Source organism: Anaerobacillus sp. QJM3NY_32 (assembly GCF_056173645.1).
This window is the reverse complement of the sequence record NZ_CM149684.1, coordinates 3,960,354-3,978,597: the sequence shown is the minus strand read 5'-3', so window position 1 is coordinate 3,978,597 and position 18,244 is coordinate 3,960,354. Positions and strand designations below refer to the sequence as shown.

Annotated in this window: 15 protein-coding genes; 13 read left to right on the top strand and 2 right to left on the bottom strand. The window is 34.3% G+C overall.

What is annotated here, in order from left to right; translation table 11 throughout:
* Nucleotides 1-35: 35 nt before the first annotated feature.
* From AC0VYH_RS20370 to istB (AC0VYH_RS20315), 12 genes are all read left to right on the top strand, one after another.
* Nucleotides 36-935 (top strand): SDR family oxidoreductase, encoded by a 900-nt coding sequence (locus AC0VYH_RS20370; RefSeq protein WP_475373034.1) that lies wholly within the window; start codon nucleotides 36-38, stop codon nucleotides 933-935.
* 16 nt (nucleotides 936-951) lie between these two features.
* Nucleotides 952-2,091 (top strand): glycosyltransferase family 4 protein, encoded by a 1,140-nt coding sequence (locus AC0VYH_RS20365; RefSeq protein WP_475373033.1) that lies wholly within the window; start codon nucleotides 952-954, stop codon nucleotides 2,089-2,091.
* Nucleotides 2,078-3,460: a nucleotide sugar dehydrogenase gene (locus AC0VYH_RS20360; RefSeq protein ID WP_475373032.1), complete on the top strand. Its 1,383-nt coding sequence runs from the start codon at nucleotides 2,078-2,080 to the stop codon at nucleotides 3,458-3,460. The genes AC0VYH_RS20365 and AC0VYH_RS20360 overlap by 14 nt, the downstream gene beginning before the upstream one ends.
* A gap of 2 nt (nucleotides 3,461-3,462) precedes the next feature.
* Nucleotides 3,463-4,437: an SDR family oxidoreductase gene (locus AC0VYH_RS20355; RefSeq protein ID WP_475373031.1), complete on the top strand. Its 975-nt coding sequence runs from the start codon at nucleotides 3,463-3,465 to the stop codon at nucleotides 4,435-4,437.
* 165 nt (nucleotides 4,438-4,602) lie between these two features.
* Complete coding sequence (locus tag AC0VYH_RS20350; RefSeq protein WP_475373030.1) at nucleotides 4,603-5,841, top strand: oligosaccharide flippase family protein; 1,239 nt, start codon at nucleotides 4,603-4,605, stop codon at nucleotides 5,839-5,841.
* Between the two features lie 2 nt (nucleotides 5,842-5,843).
* A complete protein-coding gene (locus AC0VYH_RS20345; protein ID WP_475373029.1) occupies nucleotides 5,844-6,359 on the top strand; it encodes an acyltransferase in 516 nt (171 codons plus the stop codon).
* A 9-nt stretch (nucleotides 6,360-6,368) separates the two neighbouring features.
* Entirely contained in the window at nucleotides 6,369-7,493 is a 1,125-nt protein-coding gene (locus AC0VYH_RS20340; RefSeq protein WP_475373028.1) for a glycosyltransferase, read from the top strand.
* A 132-nt stretch (nucleotides 7,494-7,625) separates the two neighbouring features.
* A complete protein-coding gene (gene wzy / locus AC0VYH_RS20335) occupies nucleotides 7,626-8,975 on the top strand; it encodes an O-antigen polysaccharide polymerase Wzy (protein WP_475373027.1) in 1,350 nt (449 codons plus the stop codon).
* 69 nt (nucleotides 8,976-9,044) lie between these two features.
* The gene (locus tag AC0VYH_RS20330; protein ID WP_475373026.1) at nucleotides 9,045-10,181 is read left to right on the top strand and encodes a glycosyltransferase family 4 protein; all 1,137 of its coding nucleotides are present in this window, start codon (nucleotides 9,045-9,047) and stop codon (nucleotides 10,179-10,181) included.
* A 75-nt stretch (nucleotides 10,182-10,256) separates the two neighbouring features.
* Entirely contained in the window at nucleotides 10,257-11,354 is a 1,098-nt protein-coding gene (locus AC0VYH_RS20325; protein WP_475373025.1) for a glycosyltransferase, read from the top strand.
* Nucleotides 11,355-11,553: 199 nt separating this feature from the next.
* Complete coding sequence (istA, locus tag AC0VYH_RS20320; RefSeq protein ID WP_283152642.1) at nucleotides 11,554-13,092, top strand: IS21 family transposase; 1,539 nt, start codon at nucleotides 11,554-11,556, stop codon at nucleotides 13,090-13,092.
* Entirely contained in the window at nucleotides 13,089-13,844 is a 756-nt protein-coding gene (istB, locus tag AC0VYH_RS20315) for an IS21-like element helper ATPase IstB (protein WP_206889188.1), read from the top strand. Before istA (AC0VYH_RS20320) ends, istB (AC0VYH_RS20315) begins: the two co-directional genes overlap by 4 nt.
* A 355-nt stretch (nucleotides 13,845-14,199) precedes the next feature.
* Here istB (AC0VYH_RS20315) and istB (AC0VYH_RS20310) read toward each other — a convergent pair whose 3' ends face one another.
* Both istB (AC0VYH_RS20310) and istA (AC0VYH_RS20305) read right to left on the bottom strand, forming a co-directional pair.
* Nucleotides 14,200-14,943: an IS21-like element helper ATPase IstB gene (gene istB / locus AC0VYH_RS20310; RefSeq protein WP_475372702.1), complete on the bottom strand. Its 744-nt coding sequence runs from the start codon at nucleotides 14,941-14,943 to the stop codon at nucleotides 14,200-14,202.
* Nucleotides 14,930-16,495, bottom strand: a complete 1,566-nt coding sequence (gene istA / locus AC0VYH_RS20305; RefSeq protein ID WP_475372703.1) for an IS21 family transposase — start codon at nucleotides 16,493-16,495, stop codon at nucleotides 14,930-14,932. The genes istB (AC0VYH_RS20310) and istA (AC0VYH_RS20305) overlap by 14 nt, the downstream gene beginning before the upstream one ends.
* A gap of 530 nt (nucleotides 16,496-17,025) precedes the next feature.
* Between istA (AC0VYH_RS20305) and wecB the strand changes: the two genes are divergently transcribed.
* Entirely contained in the window at nucleotides 17,026-18,120 is a 1,095-nt protein-coding gene (gene wecB, locus AC0VYH_RS20300; RefSeq protein ID WP_475373024.1) for a non-hydrolyzing UDP-N-acetylglucosamine 2-epimerase, read from the top strand.
* Nucleotides 18,121-18,244: the final 124 nt, after the last annotated feature.

Genomic DNA, 18,244 nt, shown 5'->3' with positions numbered 1-18,244 from the left:
GGCTTATTCATAATTGAGGTGGCTTAATGCTATTAGTGACAGGAATTACAGGGCATTCTGGGAGATATTTTTTAGATGAACTAATCAAAAATAACTATAAAGGAAGAATTCGTTGCGTTGTCAGGAAGTCTTCTGATACTACTTCTTTAGATAATAGTGGTTTAAGCATTGAGAAGTTTGAAGGAGACTTAACTAATAAAAATCTGTTTGATGAAGCAATGAATGATGTTGATACTGTTATGCATATTTATAACATTCATTACTCTCCAATGATTGTAAAAGCAGCAATAGAAAATAACGTTTCCAGAGTGATCTTAGTACATACGACTGGAATATATTCTCAATTCAAATACGCTTCTCAAGAATATAAGAATATTGAGAACGAAATCACTAAATTAATAGAAAGTAATACAGGCAAGACAGAAGTTACAATACTTCGACCAACTATGATTTACGGCGATTTATGTGATGCAAATATGAGTAAATTTATTAAACTTGTTGATAATTTTAGATTTATGCCCATTGTCGACAAAGGTAATAGCTTAATTCAACCAGTCAATGCAAGAGATTTAGGAGTTGCATACTATAAAGTTTTGGTATCGCCTAATGAAACTTCCGGAAAGAATTATACACTTTCAGGTGAGCAACCAATAAAAATGATTGAAGTATTTAAATTAATTAGTAATGAATTAAATAAGAAAACGACATTTATAAGTGTGCCATTAAAAGCAGGAGTACTAATTGCTAGCATTATTAAAATCATAACACTCGGAAAAATCGATTATATTGAAAGGGTTCAGAGAATGGGTGAGAATAGAAGTTATTCCCATGAGGCTGCGGTGGTTGATTTTAACTATGAACCCCTTTCATTTAGTAATGGAATTCATTTAGAAGTACAACAATACCTCAAAAATAAAAAATCTAATCAAACGTGATTTTAGGAGTTATATTATGAAAATTGCAGTCCTTTCAAGTCATACGTCATCGCTCTTTTGGTTTCGTATGGATATGATGAAAGATTTTATCAAAAATGGAAATGAGGTTATTGCACTAGGTTCCGAGCCTGAAAACGAATGGAAGGAAAAGTTTAAGGAGTTTAATATTCAATATAAACAAGTTCCAGTAGACAGGAATGGAATTAACCCAATTAAAGATATAAAAACACTTTTATCACTTTATAAATTTATGAAGCAAGAAAAGCCAGATAAAATATTTGCTTATCAAGCCAAAACCGTTGTTTATGGTAGTGTTGCTGCTAAATTAAATGGTGTTTCAGAATTTTATCCATTAATAGCCGGATTAGGCTCAATTTTTAGAGGGACTGGCCTGAAAAACCGTATTATAAAAACAATTATGAAAACTGAATATTGGATAGCTTGTAAATTCAGCAAAAAGGTTTTCTTTCAAAACCATGATGATAGGAACGAGTTTATTAATCATGGTTTGATAAACATAGATAAGACAACCATTATTAATGGATCTGGTGTTAATTTAAACAAATTTAAACCTACTCCTTTCCCAGAAAAAAACGGATTTCTTTTCATAGGAAGACTAATAAAAGATAAAGGAGTAATTGAATATTTAGAGGCTTGTAAAAAAATAAAAAAGAATAACGAAGAGGTTCGTTGCTTACTCGTTGGCCCCTATGATAGTAATCCCTCTGCTTTGAAACCTGAAGAACTAAAACCTTATATTGAAAGTGGAATTATAGAATATTTTGGGGAGCAGAACGACGTGAGACCATATATTTCTCAATGCAGTACTTTCGTGTTGCCATCTTATCACGAAGGAACACCAAAAACTGTACTAGAAGCGATGGCAATGGGACGGTCTATTATTACAAGTAATGCTCCAGGTTGTAGAGAAACTGTTCAAGATGGTGTGAATGGATATCTAGTAGGGGTTAAAGATACTCAAAGTTTAATCGATAGAATGCAAGATTTAATTAATGATCCGGAAAAGTGCCACTCTATGGGTGTATCAGCTGCCTCTATTACAAAACAAAAGTATGATGTAGAAATTGTAAATAAATCCATTATGGAAACAATGGGGATAAAATTGATTGGAGAGAACCGATATGAATCTGTATGAAAAAATTATTAATAGAGAAGAAAAGGTTTCAATGATTGGGTTAGGGTATGTTGGCATGCCAATAGCGGTAGCTTTTGCTAAAAAGATTGATATTATTGGATTTGATGTGAATGAGGGGAAAATTCAAAGCTACAAAAATGGTGTAGACCCAACTAAAGAAGTTGGCAATGAGGTAATAAAACATACTACTGTGGATTTCACTTCAGATGAAAAAAGGTTAAGTGAAGCTAAGTTTCACATTGTAGCTGTACCAACCCCTGTTAAATCCGATAGAACACCAGACTTAACACCAGTTGAATCCGCTACACGTACATTAGGGAGAAATTTAACTAAAGGTTCAATTGTAGTATTTGAATCAACGGTTTACCCAGGGGTAACAGAAGAGATATGTGTACCAATTCTAGAAAAGGAATCTGGATTGCAATGCGGAGTGGATTTCAAAGTAGGGTATTCTCCTGAGAGAATTAATCCAGGTGACAAGGAACATAGGCTTGAAACAATTATTAAAGTAGTTTCTGGTATGGATGATGAAACGTTAGAAACTGTAGCGAAGGTATATGAATTAGTAGTTGATGTAGGCGTACATAAAGCAGAAAGCATTAAAGTTGCTGAAGCTGCTAAAGTTATTGAGAATGCTCAGCGTGATATAAATATTGCATTTATGAATGAGTTATCTATTATCTTCAATAAGATGGACATCGATACAAATGCAGTATTAAAAGCTTCGGGGACAAAGTGGAATTTCTTGAAATTCTCACCTGGACTAGTTGGGGGCCATTGTATTGGAGTAGATCCATACTATTTAACTTATAAAGCTGAACAGTTAGGATATGATTCTCAAATAATACTTTCAGGAAGAAAGATTAATGATGATATGGGTAAGTATGTTGCTGAAAATACTGTTAAGAAGATGATTAAAGCAAATAAACAAATTAATGGGGCGAAAGTAGCTGTATTTGGCGTAACGTTCAAAGAGAATTGCCCTGATGTTAGAAATACAAAAGTAGTTGATGTAATCAAAGAATTAGAAGAGTACGGAGTCGACGTCAAGGTTGTAGATCCTGAAGCGGATAAAGAAGACCTATTGAATGAATATAGAATTAATCTATGTGAAGTAGAAGATATTAAAGACATGGATGCAGTGATTTTTGCAGTTCCTCACAATGAATTTAAAAGTATTCAATTAGAAGAAGTAAAAGCAATGTTTGGATCAAGAGGGTATATAAATTCACAAGTTATGAATGAAGTAGCTGCAACTTCTGAGAATGGTGCAGACATTGATAGTGAAGATTGTGTATTGATAGACCTAAAAGGAATCTTTAATAAAGAAGAAGCAGAAAATACTGGATTTGCATATTGGAGGTTATAGAAATGGGTTATGAAAATATTAAGTTTCCTGAGGAAAGTACATTCTTAGTTACTGGCTCAGCGGGATTTATTGGTTCTAATTTAGTAGAAGCGATACTTAATTTAGGCTATAAAGTTAGAGGGCTTGATAATCTTTCAACTGGAAAAAGAGAGAATGTAGAGGAGTTTCTAAACAATCCTAATTACGAATTCATCGAAGGAGATATTCGGGATTATGACACCTGTATGAAAGCATGTGAAGGAGTCGATTTCGTTTTAAATCAAGCTGCTTGGGGCAGTGTTCCGAGAAGTATCGAGATGCCTTTGTTTTATGAAGAGGTTAATATAAAAGGGACCTTAAATATGATGGAAGCGGCAAGACAAACAGGTGTAAAGAAATTTGTCTATGCTTCTAGTTCATCAGTTTATGGCGACGAGCCGAATCTTCCAAAACAAGAGGGACGAGAAGGTAACGTATTATCACCTTATGCACTTACCAAAAAAGTAGATGAGGAATATGGAAAGCTCTATACAAAATTGTATGGTCTAGATACTTATGGTATGCGTTATTTTAATGTTTTTGGTAGAAGACAAAATCCTGAAGGGGCTTATGCAGCCGTCATTCCAAAATTTATTAAGCAATTATTGAATGATGAAGCACCAACAATTAATGGAGATGGTAAACAGAGTCGTGATTTTACTTACATTGAAAATGTAATTGAGGCTAATTTGAAGGCTTGTAATGCCCCCCACGAGGCGGCAGGACACTCTTATAATATTGCTTATGGTGGAAGAGAGTTTTTGATTGATATATATACGAATTTATCAAATGCATTAGGAAAAGATACTCAACCTGTTTTTGGGCCTGATCGTAAAGGTGATATTAAACATAGTAATGCTGATATTAGTAAAGCGAAAGAAATGATAGGTTATAATCCGGACTGGAGCTTTGAGCGGGGGATTGAAGCAGCAATTGAATGGTATAAAAAAAATCTATAAATAATCTAATAATATTATTTCAAATGAGTTTACTAGTACTCATCTTAGTATAATTTTGTAACAATACCTAAGATGAGTACTTTAAATTAGAATACAGTAGAATAGAATTAACTACTTTAAAGTGTAAAATCATGAATATAACTAAAGGAAATTGAGGTGGAGTCTGTGAAAGGAAAAGCTTTTTTACCTAATATTTCATGGACTTTTTCAGGGAATATAATATATGCATTCACTCAATTTATGATTTTGTCTGTTATCGCGAAATTAGGTGGTCCTACCGAAGTCGGAATCTTTACATTAGCTTTATCCGTTGTTTCTCCGATATTTTTATTTCTAAATTTAAGGCTTAGAACTGTAGTTGTTACAGATTCTAAGAAAGAGTATAATTTTGGGGATTATCTGAATTTAAGAAGTATAACAGGTGTTGTTGCTTTTTGTGCGATTCTGTGCATTGTTATAATTGCTAAGTATAATTTATATATTTCCTTAACGATCTTATTGGTTTCGATAGCAAAGTTTTTTGAAATGAAAATAGATTTATTCTATGGTTTTTTTCAAAAAAAGCTATTATTCAATATTATGGCAAAATCTGTAATGATAAGAGGTATTCTTAACCTGTTTTTGATATCTATTATTTATTGGTATAGTGATAATTTAATATTTGCTATGGCAGGAATGGTATTAAGTAACTGTGCAATATATCTTTTTTATGATAAAAGAAATATAAATAAGTATACGAATGTTAATAAGGATCACAAAAAATTTGAATTTAAAAAACTAATATCATTATTTTGGCTAGCCTTACCTCTTGGTCTTTCTACAATAATAGGCTCTTTAAATACGAATGTGCCAAGATATATTATTGAGAATAAACTCGGACTATATGAATTGGGTATTTTTTCAGGTATTTCTTATCTGTTGGTCATTGGAAGTACATTGTTAAACGCAGTATCTCAGGTATTTATGCCGAAACTAAGTAATTATGTAAAAAACGAAGATTATATACGTTTCACATCCTTAATAAAGAAGATGGTAATAATTGGGGTGTTACTCAGTGTAGTAATGTTTATATTTTTTTACTTTGCTGGAGAGTTAGTTTTAACAATTATGTATTCAAAAGATTATTTAAAATATACAAATATCTTGATGATATTAGTATCGGGCATTTCCTTATTGTATAGCTCTGTTTTTCTCGGTACAGGTATTACAGCATTAAGGGCATTTAAAATACAACCCTTTATACATCTAAGTAGTCTTTTGTCAGTTTCCTTAACAGCCATTTTATTAGTAGATGATTATGGCTTGGTGGGAATGGCTTGGTCAATAGTAGTAGGTTATTTTATAACATCTTTAGCTTATTTAATTATCTTAGTAAAATTGCTTAAAAAAAGGAGAAGTATTTAAGGATGATACGTTTACTTAAAAAACTTAATAGGGAGTATAAGATAAAAAAGAATCCTATCAAGTACGCTAGAATAATTGGTGTAAATGTGGGTGAAAATTGTAGGTTTCTTGGTGTGAAAGCAGGAACATTTGGTTCAGAACCTTATTTGGTTAAAATAGGGGATCATGTAACATTAACAGGAGATGTTCAATTTATAACACACGATGGTGGGGTTTGGGTATTTCGCGAGGAATTTCCGGAAATTGATGTTTTTGGGAAAATAATAATAGGTAATAATGTTTTCATAGGAATTAATTCCATAATAATGCCGGGAGTTACAGTTGGTGATAATGTTGTGATTGGTGCAGGTTCTGTAGTAACTAAGAATATCCCTTCCAATACTGTTGCTGCTGGTGTACCTGCAAAGGTAATTAGGACATATGAACAATATAAAGAAAAATCAATTACTAACACCATGAGTACTAAAAAACTACCTCATGATTTAAAAAGAAAAACATTGGTTGATAAATTTTGGTGAATAAAATTATTGAATATTGTTATGGAAGGAGTGTTTAAATATACTGTGAAGGTGCTACATGTATTTTCAAAATTAGATAAAGGTGGAGCGGAATTACGGACAATATCTTTAGCTCAAGAATTAAAAAAGCATGGCATTAGTTTCGACTATTTATGTACATCTGGTGAAAAGGGAATTCTTGATGATTCGCTAATAGAACAAGGTTCAAAGATAAATTATCTTAAACTAAAAGATAGTCGTTTCTTTTCAAAATTAGATGAATTATTTAAAAAGGAAAAGTATGATGTTGTACATTCTCATCTACTCTTTGCTTCTGGTTTAATTCAATTCATTGCTAAAAAAAATAAAGTCCCAGTTAGAGTAAGTCATTTTAGAAGTACAGGAACTGGAAAAAAAGAACCTTTTATAAAGAAGAAAAGGGATGAAGTATTACTAAAGTTATTAGTAAAACAATCTACTGATATAATTTGTGTTAGTGAAAGTGTTAAAAATGCAATTTTTAAGAAAGAAGTACCTACCAATGTAAATGTAATTTATAATGGATTTTCTGAATCAGTAATTTATAAGGAAATAGCACAAGAAAATCCTAAGTATATTTTACATGTAGGAAGAATGATACCTGATAAAAATCATATAAAGGTATTAGAAATCTTCCGAGAAATCTACAAAGTTAATAATAATCATAAATTACTATTCGTTGGTCAAGTAAATAGTACTATTAAAGCAGAACTTGATGAGTTTATATCTGCAAATTCATTAAAAGGCAGTGTTAACTTTTTAGGATTACGGGAGGACATTCCCAAATTATTAAGTTCAAGTTCATTAATGATCTTTCCATCTAAAAGAGAGGGTCTACCTGGTAGTGTTTTAGAATCTTTGATCAATGGTGTACCAGTCTTAGGAAGTGACATACCTTCAATTAAAGAATTAGAAGCACATTATTCTAAACTAATATGTTTAAATGTTAATGATCCTTTAGAATTATGGAAAAAAAAGGCATTAAATCTTCTGGAATCCAATGATTCTAATAGAAGTGTAGAATTCTTAATAGATAATCTAAGAAATTCTCCTTTTTCTATGGAGAAAAATGTAAAGGAAATACTGAATATTTATAATAAGTTATATAATCATTAAAAGCTTAAATTATACCCAGAATTATATAGAGATTATTGATTATATCACTATGGAAGGACAGATTAGAAGAGTACAATACTCAGTATATATAGTTTTGCGGAAAATATAATGGATTATGGAGAAATTTCACAAATGATTAAAAAGGAAAATATAGTAATTATTAGTGCATTAATTATTATTGCGTTGCTTTTTTTTATTGAGGTTCAACAAGTTACAAGTAACCAAAGTTATCTCACAATTCTCATATTACTTGCTTACTTACTAACATCATACTTTTTGTTTAGAATGAAATTAGGATTAACCTTAGTGTATTTTACTTATCTATTTTTTACACATGCTGGAATTCAAATAGTGGATTTATTTATAAAAGATCCATTTATTAATACTACGTTAAACACTAGTTGGTATGATTATTCGGAGAATAAAGAAAAGGCTGTTTTGATAGCTTTCGTTTTTATTATATTTTATTGTATAAGCGCTGTTCTTTTAAATTTATTTAATAAAAATAATAATTACAATAAAAACTATAATAATATCAGCATTGAAAACATTGGTGATAAAAAGTGGATTTTTACTGGAACTTTGTTAATAGTAATATTTACAACATATTTTCTCTTTCAAGGTGTAACCGGAAATCTACCCTTGTTTGGTTTATATAGTGATTTTCATAATTCCCTTAATGAATTAGAGTTTTATTCTACAGGGATTTTCCTTTATGCCGTTGGAATAACTATGATATTATCAAATATTGACAATCTGTCAAATAATAAAAAATACCTTGTTTTAATCTTAATCCCTGCTATTTTATTGGTGATAACAGGTAATAGAGGGGAGATTTTCTTTCCGTTACTTGCAGGATTGGGTGTATTGATAACTAGGAAATTTAAACCCAACTTTAAAATAATCACATTGCTTATACTTATTGTATTTCTGTTAATTCCTACTGTGAAAGAATTAAGAAATAGTGATGAAATTTCGCTGTCCCAAATTGATATTTCAGTAGTAGACCCCTTTGTAGAAATTGGATATACTTTAAGACCACTTGTCTACACAGTTGGTTGGGTTGAAAATGGGGAAGAATTAATACATGGTGAGTCGTTTTGGGTTCCTTTTCAGAGAGGGTTATCAAATTTAATCCCATTTATGTCTCCTATTGAATATGATGGAAAACCATACTCCTTTAGGGATAGATTACCTACAATGGGTTATTCAATAGTTGCAGAATCTTATTATAACTTTGGTGTATTTGGTGTGATTGTGATTCCTTTCCTTATAGTATTTTTTCTTTCGAAAATTGGTGATAATTCCGATAGATTTTTGAATTTAACTTTAGTTACTGGAATGTGTGCTATTTTTATAAATAATATTAGAAATGCATTTTCTTTTGTTCCTGGACAAATGGTAATGCTGATATTTATTGTCGGTAGTGTATTGTTAATAAGTGGAATTATAAGTAAAAATAAGAAAATCAATATAAAATAGAAAAATATAGAGTCTATTAATTAGATAATAGGAAAGTGAAAATACCAAAAGAATGAATTGAGGTAAAATATGAAAATTGCTTTTGTAACGGATAACGGTTTCAGTCAAAATAATGGAGAATATTACTACAATGGTGCAAATATACAACATTATAGTACAATTACTCAGATATTTGAAGATGTTACATTTATTGCGAGAAATAATATTCACGAGTCATCTGGTAACTTGATTTCAAGTGAATACCAGGTTTTTTTACTGGAATCATTATCTAATCGAAGGGGACTTTTTGGTAATTTAAGGAAAATGAATCGTGTGCTTGAAGATGTAATCAAAAGAAGTGATATTGTAATATGTTTCGGGTTAAATGGCTATCTTGCTTATAAAAAAGCATTGAAATACAATAAACCCACTATAGTTTATATAGGAGGGTGTGTTTACGATATATTAATAAATATGGACTCGAAGTTTAAAAGAGCTATGGCACCTATAATGAAATCAATGATAAAGGAAATGTCAAAGAATGCCGATTACGTTCATTATGTTGATGACTACTTAATAGAAAGGTATCCTACAACTGGTGAAAAGCTTATTTGTCCAAGCGCTAAAATTAATATTGATCAGCGTGTAATGAAAATTCGAGAAGATCATATAGTGAGGGAACCTAGTAAAAGTGAAATAACTATTGGATTAATAGGATATACGTACAACAAAATAAAGGGAATTGATACAGCAATTAAGTCTTTAAAGATTTTAGGTCAAGAATATAAATTACAAGTTGTAGGTCGTGGTGATCATACTTGGCTAGTGAATCTTGCTACTTCAATAGGGGTAGAAAATCAAGTGGAATTTCTAGGTGTTTTGGAAAGAGAAGAGATATTTAATTGGCTAGATGAAATAGATATTTATATCCAACCAAGTATGACTGAAGGCGTACCGAGAGCTACAATTGAAGCTATGTCAAGGGCTTGTCCTGTTGTATCTTCCCATGCAGGAGGGTTGAAGAATATTATTGATAGGGAATATAGAATTAATACAGGAGATTTTACCGCGTTAGCTGAAAAAATAAAAATAATTAGTGAAGATGCACCTTTAAAGCTAAGATTATCTCGCCAGAATTTTGAAAAAGCAAAGGAATTTGATTACCATGTGTTGAGTGAAAAGAGAAATTCATTTTATAAAAAGATACATAACAGTTTACTAAAATAAAGGAGATTAATTCTAAGAAATTCAATATCCGAACTATATGGGTTCTAATTTAATACTATGAAAGGACAAAATACGTTGAAAGTTCTACATATTATCCCCACCTTGAGTAGTGGGGGTGCAGAAAAAATGTTGATTGATATTATGGATGAAATGACAAAAAAGAATGTTCATGTTGAGGTACTGGTATTATCCCGAAATAAAGCCTTTTTTCAAGAAAAACTATCCGATTTAGGAATTCCAATACATTTTGGTATTAGTGACAAAGTTTATAATCTTAATCAATTATTTACTGTTCGACAACAAATGAAAAATGGATTCGACATTGTTCATGCCCACCTTTATGCACCTCAGCTTTATGTGGCAATAGCAAAAAAGTTTTTGCCAAAAAATGTTACTATAGTTACAACAGAGCATAATACTCATAATAAACGACGTGGAAAGAGATTTTTTAAGCTATTAGAAAAATGGATGTATCATCAATATAAGAGAATTTTTGCTATTACTGTAGGTGCAAAGGAAGAGTTAGTAAAGTATATACCTGAAACAAGAAACAAGATAGAAATTATTGAAAATGGAATAAGTCTCAATCAATATGAAGAAGCTTTGCCATTAAATAGATATGAACTTGTACCAAATTATAAAGATGGTGATAAAATAATACTTATGGTTGCGGCTATGCGCAAACAGAAGGATCATGAGACCCTTATTAGGGCTTCAATGCTTTTATCAGAGAAATATCATGTTCTATTTGTTGGTGATGGAGAGCGTTTCAATGTAGTCAAAAATTATGCTGAAAAATTTGGTAGTGGAAATATTCATTTTCTTCGTAGTCGTTCCGATGTACCATCTATAATGAAATCGTCAGATATATTTGTTTTATCGTCTCATTGGGAAGGCTTTGGATTAGTAGCGGTTGAAGGTATGGCGGCTGGATTACCAATTATAGGGAGTGATGTACCTGGATTAAGAGAGGTAATTGGCGACTCCGGTTTACTTTTCCAACCGGGTAACGAGGAAGATTTAATTAAAAAAATTCATATCTTAGATAAAAGAGCTGAATTACTACAAGATATCCTTAATAAAAGTAATTACACCAAACAAAAATATAGAATAGAAACTACCGTAAACAAATATTTAGATAGTTATGAAGATATACGAGAGAAGATTAAATAAACTGAATTTTTTTAATCTCTATTGAATATTGCATAATAAATGAGCCACTTATGCGCAAAATTAAACCACCAATTGCGGAAGATTGAGCCACCGTATGCGTAATATAGAGCCAAAAACATATTTTCACGATAAATACCTCCGGTATACTTAAGTAACATGCTTAAAAAGCATGACACTTGTGTAGAAGGAGGATTTTTTTATGGTTAATTATCGGAAGATTCTTGGGATGGAGTTCGATGGTATAAGCCAGAGGACGATCAGTTCCAGTACCGGCCACTCGCGAAATACTATTGCTGAAGTTATCCAGCGGGCTAAAGAAAGAGGGTTAAGGGAGTTAGAGGATTCCATGAATAATCAGTGGCTTGGGACTTACTTGTTCCCTGAAAAACAAGCTATTGAAAAGGGATACTGCCCCGTTGATTTTGAGTGGGTTCACAAAGAACTTCAAAAGAAAAATGTCACCCTGACGCTTCTGCATAACGAATATGCCAGTGCAGCTAGAGAAGATGGAAAAGTCCCTTATGCCTATCGAACATTCGCTGAAAAATATGGGAACTTCGCAAAGAAGTATAAGCTAACCATGCCAATCAGAAGAAAGCCAGGCGAGATCTTAGAGGTGGACTGGGCAGGAACGACGCTTAAGATCATAGATAATTCGACCGGCGAGGTTATACCAGCGTATGTATTCATTGCAACCCTTCCCTACAGTCAGTTGAGTTATGTAGAGGCATTTCTTGATATGAAATCAACTTCCTGGCTGCGTGCACATATTCATGCATTCGAATATTTTGGAGGCGTTACCGAGGCTTTGGTACCTGATAATTTGAAGACAGGCGTGACTAAGCCCCATCGGGGCGATCCAATGATCAATGAAGCTTACCGGGAATTAGCCGATTACTACCGGGCGGTTGTGGTGCCCAGTCGCGTCAGAAAGCCGAAAGACAAAGCGAGTGTAGAAGGAACTGTCGGATACATATCAAGGCAGATCATTGCATCACTACGAAACTATCAGTGTTTTCATCTAGAGGATTTAAATGCACGAATCTTTGAAAAGCTGGAAGAAATCAATACGATGAATTTCCAAAAGCGCGAGGGTTCTAGGTCCAAAGTGTTTGAAGAAGAGGAGAAGAGCCACCTTCATCCTCTACCTCCAACACGGTTCAAGATGACGGAATGGGCGACTGCCAAAGTTCAACCGAACTACCACGTTCAAGTGGACTATAAGTTCTATTCCGTCCCTTATGAATACGTCCGCGAGGATGTCGATGTCCGAATCACTGCGGATGTAATTGAATTGTACTTTAAAGATGTGCGGATTGCATCCCATCCACGTAAACAAAAAACAGAAGATTCATATGCCACAAATCCGGATCACATGCCAGACCACCATCGGCTTTATCTCGATCACAATCCAGAAAACAACCGGAAATGGGCAAGGACTGTCGGACCGAATACGGAACGACTAGTTGAACATATCTTGAAAACAAATGTCGAAAAGAAAGCTTTGAATATATTGAACGGGTTGAGAAGTACAGCCTCTAAAAGAACGGAATCTGAGCTTGAGGAAGCGACCAAGACCTTACTGGAGATATCCTCCCATCCCACTGTTGCCGTTCTTAAAAGTATCTTGGAGAGGCAGAAGAAAAAGCAAGTGAACAAACAGCTAGTTGGAGAACCGCAAACAGAGGACTATGGTTTTACCAGAGGCGCTACCTATTTTGGGAGGGATAAAAAATGATTAACCAAGAAACCTTACGAAAGTTAATGGACATGAAGATGAGTGGAATGGCGGAGTTATATCAACTACAGAATGAAAATAAAGACTTCCAAGGCATGGATTTTGATGATCGTTTTAACCTATTGGTGGATACAGAATATGATCGCAGAAGATCGAATAAGCTGGACCGATTGATTAAACAAGCCACATTTGATGACTCGAGCGCAGCCGTTGAACTGATCGAATATCACGCTGACCGTAAGTTGGATAAGCAGTTAATTTTAGAGCTGGCGTCCGGCACCTATCTTCAGAAGCATCATAATATTATCCTTATGGGCGCTTCAGGAAATGGAAAGACATGGATATCAAATGCTTTCGGCATTCAGGCCTGCCGGCAGTTCTACAAGGTGAAATATATCCGATTGCCCGAATTATTGGATGAACTCGCAGTTGCCAAACATGAGGCAGATGGAAGTTTTCGCAAACTGATTAAAAAGTACAGATCGATTGATTTATTGATATTGGATGAATGGCTCCTGAGTGAGCTGTCTCAAGATCAAGTGCTCCACGTTTTAGAAATTATCGACGCGAGGCTCAAGCGGACTTCTACCATCTTTTGTTCCCAGTTCTCACCCGAAGGGTGGCATTCCAAACTCGGACAAGCCCAGGTAGCTGATGCGATTCTTGACCGGATTGTACATGACTCTTATAAAATAATAATCGATGGCCACATATCAATGCGTGAAAGGCATAGTTTAGTCGCTCCTCGTTGACCATATTAAAGAAGAGAGTCACTAGTGAAATTTACCCGGTGGCTCTCTTCTATGCATTCACTGGCTCCATTCTCCGCAATTGATGGCTCAAAACTTCGCACAAGTGGCTTTTTCGTTCCGCAATACTCAATCTCTATGACTGAAATCACGAAGACGGTTCGAGATCAGTGAAAAACCATTGTTTTTTTCACCAAGAAAATAACGATTGGTCCATAAGTGGCGATTTTACACATTTTAACTGAAGAAGGACATGGGTTAGACCCACCTCTGCCATCTTTTTGATCCACTTAAGACAAGAAATTGATCCACTCGTGCCATAAGTGAGCCACTATCATAAATGATAGTGGCTATAATACTATTTTTGTAGACCGTAACGTTCTCTCATAGATTTTTCACCGTCAATGACAATACTATATGAATCGTGAACAATTCGATCTAGGATGGCATCAGCTAGTGTACTTTCACCTATCTTTTCATGCCAGCCTCGCGGATCAAATTGAGAACAGAAAATAGTAGACCCTTGTTGGTGACGTGCTTCCACAATTTCCAAAAGATCTCTCGCTTCTGTTTCGTTTAACGGAGTTAGAAGCCATTCGTCTAATATAAGTAGATTTACTTTTTTATATTTTGCCATGACCTTTCTATAAACTCCTTCGCCTCTGGCGATGGCTAATTCGTCTAGTAAGTCTGGCAGTCGAATGTATTTCACCTTATAAAACTGACGACATGCTGCGTTTCCAAATGCGCATCCTAAGTAAGTTTTTCCGTTCCCAGAAGCCCCCATTAATATGATATTATGATGTTCTTCAATATAGTTTCCGGTCGCCAAGCGCAAGATTTGTGCCTTATCTAACCTTCGGTCAGAAAAATACGTAATATCTTCAATACATGCTTGAGTATCCCGTAGTTCAGCTGCTTTTATCAAACGCTCGAGTTTACTATTTTGTCTGCGTGACCATTCAATATCTACTAATAAACCGAAGCGATCCTCGAATGATAACTCTTGGTATTCAGGGTTCCTTAATTGATCTCTAAAAGTATCTGCCATCGCAGACATTCGCATTTCATTCAACTTCGTTAAAGTATTATCGGTTGTCATAATCCTTGCCTCCATAATAGTTCGCACCACGTGTGAAACCGTAAGCGTTCTCATTTTCTTGTTTAATAGATTTCCTCAACGTTTTCTCGCTAGGTAATTTATCTTGTCCGGTTTTTAATATCGTCTGTATGCTCTTCAGTTTAGGTCGAGGTGTGTAAGAAAGGATTCTTTCACAAGCCAGTTCAACACGTTCAATTGAATATTTATCGGCCAACTTGATTAAACCGAAGGTTGCCTTTAAACCTTGCTTTTCGGAGGGATAAGATTCGAAAATTTTCTCAATCGTTAATGATGTGAAAGGTCCTACGGACTCGCCCCATTTACAGACATACTCTCTATCAAACTCTAAATATTGCTGATGCTTTCTAGGCATATGATCTGGTATCGTTTGATAGGCATCACCTTTACCAATCACTCTTTTGTGAGAAGCAATGCGGGCATTTTTATAGAACACTTCAATAATCGTTCTTGTTATACGAACGTCCACCGTACATTTGATATAATCATAAGGAACAGAATAAAACTTGGCATCAGCTTTTATGTGATAGTCGGGTTGGACAACCGTCTTTGCCCAGCTCGCCATCTCATACGGTGAAGTAGGCAGGGGCATGAGAGCGAACTTCTCTTCTTCTAAAAATGCTTGCTGCCTATTTCCACTTTTTTTCTGAAAAGGCTTCGTATTTATCTCTTCTAATTTACCTTTAATCGCCTTGTTTATTTCTGCGAGAGTAAAAAACTTCTCATGGCGGAGAGAAGCAATAATCCAGGTTGATATATGACCCACAATACCTTCTACACTAGGCTTGTCTTTCGGATGACGAACTCGAGCTGGGATAATGGTGGTCTGATAATGCTCGGCCATTTCTTGATAACTGGGATTAATGATGGGCTCAGTACGAGACGCTTTCACAATACCTGTTTTTAGATTATCTGGAACGACAATTCTTGTTACTCCTCCAAAGAATTGAAATGAATGAATATGGGCTGTAATCCAGCTTTCACTGTTCATGGATAAAAAAGCTTCGACATAAGCATATTGACTACACGGAAGTGCGGAAACAAAGAGATAGACAGGGATTTCTTCTCCTGTTAAATGATCTGTAAGACACATCGTTTGGCCAGCCCAGTCGACTTCCATCTGTTCTCCAGGTTTCCTTTTAATACGCATAGTGGCTTTCGTTTTCCTAGCGTAATCGTTGTAGAACCGGCAGAACTGGCGGTAACTGTATGGAATTTCGTTATTAGCCCTGCACGGGAGAGAGTATTCATCCCATAATAGTGATAGGGTAACACCTGATTTCGCTAGTTCCTTATGGATGTATTCTCCATCTGGCTTGCGGCGATGATCAGAAGGAAGTTGTTTTTCCGGAAAGAGAATGGATAGTAAATCTAAATCTGTCACATCCTTCTCCAGTGGCCACACCACACCTATTTCCTCAGCCTTTTTAATAACATCTCTCACTGTATTCCTTGAATGACCACAACTAGAAGCGATCCCCCTTTGTGTGACTCCCTGCGCATGAAGCCTTAGAATTTCTCGATATTTAACCATGAAAAACCTCCTACATAATAAAAATAGCACCGTTAAGGTGCTTCTTTATTATATAGGAGGCTGGATCAGCTTTGTCTCAAGTGGATCAATATGATGGCAGAGGTGGATCAAAAAGATGGCTGACCTGGTTCAATTCAATGGCTGTAATCATTTTAACCAAATAAACATAAAAAGAGAGGTCGCAATCGCTGCGTCCTCTTTATATTTACCGCAATTGCTGCTGAATATTGCATGATAAATGAGCCACTTATGCGCAAAATTAAACCGCCAATTGCGGAAGATTGAATCACGGTGACGGTTCTCATGATTCACTCTTTTATTTCTTGATTATTGAAAAAAAGAGGTGACATTAACAAAATAATCGGCTACTCGTTAAAAATAGTGGAGAAATTATATGCATGTAATAAATTAATTTTGGGGTAAGAGTCAGTAAAAACTTTCCAGGCATTGATCCTATTCCTCATATTTACCTGGAATACGTTATAGTATTAACGTATTTATTGAATATAAAGTAAGGTAGGTTGATAGAAATGAAGAGAAAAGTAATGACGGTTTTCGGTACAAGACCTGAAGCTATTAAGATGTGCCCTTTAGTTAAAGAATTGAAAACACGTGATAATATTGAAACTGTAGTTTGTGTTACAGGTCAGCATAAGGAAATGTTAACCCAAGTTCTTGAGGCGTTCAATGTTACTCCTGATTATAACTTGTCAATTATGAAAGAAAAACAGACACTGTTTGATGTAACAGTAAATATTTTAGAAAAAATGAAAGCGGTGCTTGAAGATGTTAGGCCTGATGTGGTGTTAGTCCATGGTGATACTTCAACAACTTTTGTTACGTCATTAGCATGCTTTTACTTACAAATTCCAATTGGCCATGTGGAGGCTGGACTAAGAACTTATAATATCTACTCTCCTTACCCTGAAGAATTTAATCGTCAATCTGTAGGAATTATAGCGAAGTATAATTTTGCACCAACAGAGATGTCTAAAGAAAATTTATTAAAAGAGGGAAAAGATTCATCTTCTATTTATGTAACGGGAAACACTGCCATAGATGCCCTTAATACTACAGTTAGATATGATTATTCTCATGAACAGATCGACTGGGCATCAGATAGTAGACTTATTATGATTACAGCACATCGAAGAGAAAATCTTGGAGAACCAATGAGAAATATGTTTAAAGCAATTAAAAGAATTGTTGATGAATATCCAGATATTAAAGCGGTATATCCTATACACATGAATCCGACTGTTAGAGAAGCAGCAAATGAAATTTTAGGTAATAATGATAGAGTTAGAATCATTGAACCATTGGAAGTACTAGATTTTCATAACTTCCTTTCAAGATCATATTTAATACTTACTGACAGTGGAGGTATCCAAGAAGAAGCTCCAAGCTTAGGTAAACCGGTACTAGTTATGCGTGATACCACTGAGAGACCTGAAGGTATAAAAGCAGGAACATTGAAATTAGTAGGTACAGATGAAGAAAACATTTATAAGAATTTTAAAATCCTACTTGAAGATAAAGAAGAATATGAAAAAATGAGTCAAGCGAGTAATCCATATGGTGATGGTTATGCGAGTAAGAGGATTGCTGATATATTAGAGCCATAAGGAATATGAATCAAGGCGGATAGTTTTTGCGAATCATGGGGACGGTTCTCGTGATTCTATATTGCAATAACACTTGTTAGAATATAAAGGACAGACTAGCTCAGCATTGCAATATTACTAATCA

Bases quoted from the DNA above. Each gene is read 5' to 3' on its own strand.
- AC0VYH_RS20365 (WP_475373033.1), top strand. From the start codon at position 952: ATGAAAATTGCAGTCCTTTCAAGTCATACGTCATCGCTCTTTTGGTTT.
- AC0VYH_RS20360 (WP_475373032.1), top strand. From the start codon at position 2,078: ATGAATCTGTATGAAAAAATTATTAATAGAGAAGAAAAGGTTTCAATG.
- AC0VYH_RS20355 (WP_475373031.1), top strand. From the start codon at position 3,463: ATGGGTTATGAAAATATTAAGTTTCCTGAGGAAAGTACATTCTTAGTT.
- AC0VYH_RS20345 (WP_475373029.1), top strand. From the start codon at position 5,844: ATGATACGTTTACTTAAAAAACTTAATAGGGAGTATAAGATAAAAAAG.
- wzy (WP_475373027.1), top strand. From the start codon at position 7,626: ATGATTAAAAAGGAAAATATAGTAATTATTAGTGCATTAATTATTATT.
- AC0VYH_RS20330 (WP_475373026.1), top strand. From the start codon at position 9,045: ATGAAAATTGCTTTTGTAACGGATAACGGTTTCAGTCAAAATAATGGA.
- istA (WP_283152642.1), top strand. From the start codon at position 11,554: ATGGTTAATTATCGGAAGATTCTTGGGATGGAGTTCGATGGTATAAGC.
- istB (WP_206889188.1), top strand. From the start codon at position 13,089: ATGATTAACCAAGAAACCTTACGAAAGTTAATGGACATGAAGATGAGT.
- istB (WP_475372702.1), bottom strand. From the start codon at position 14,943: ATGACAACCGATAATACTTTAACGAAGTTGAATGAAATGCGAATGTCT.
- istA (WP_475372703.1), bottom strand. From the start codon at position 16,495: ATGGTTAAATATCGAGAAATTCTAAGGCTTCATGCGCAGGGAGTCACA.
- wecB (WP_475373024.1), top strand. From the start codon at position 17,026: ATGAAGAGAAAAGTAATGACGGTTTTCGGTACAAGACCTGAAGCTATT.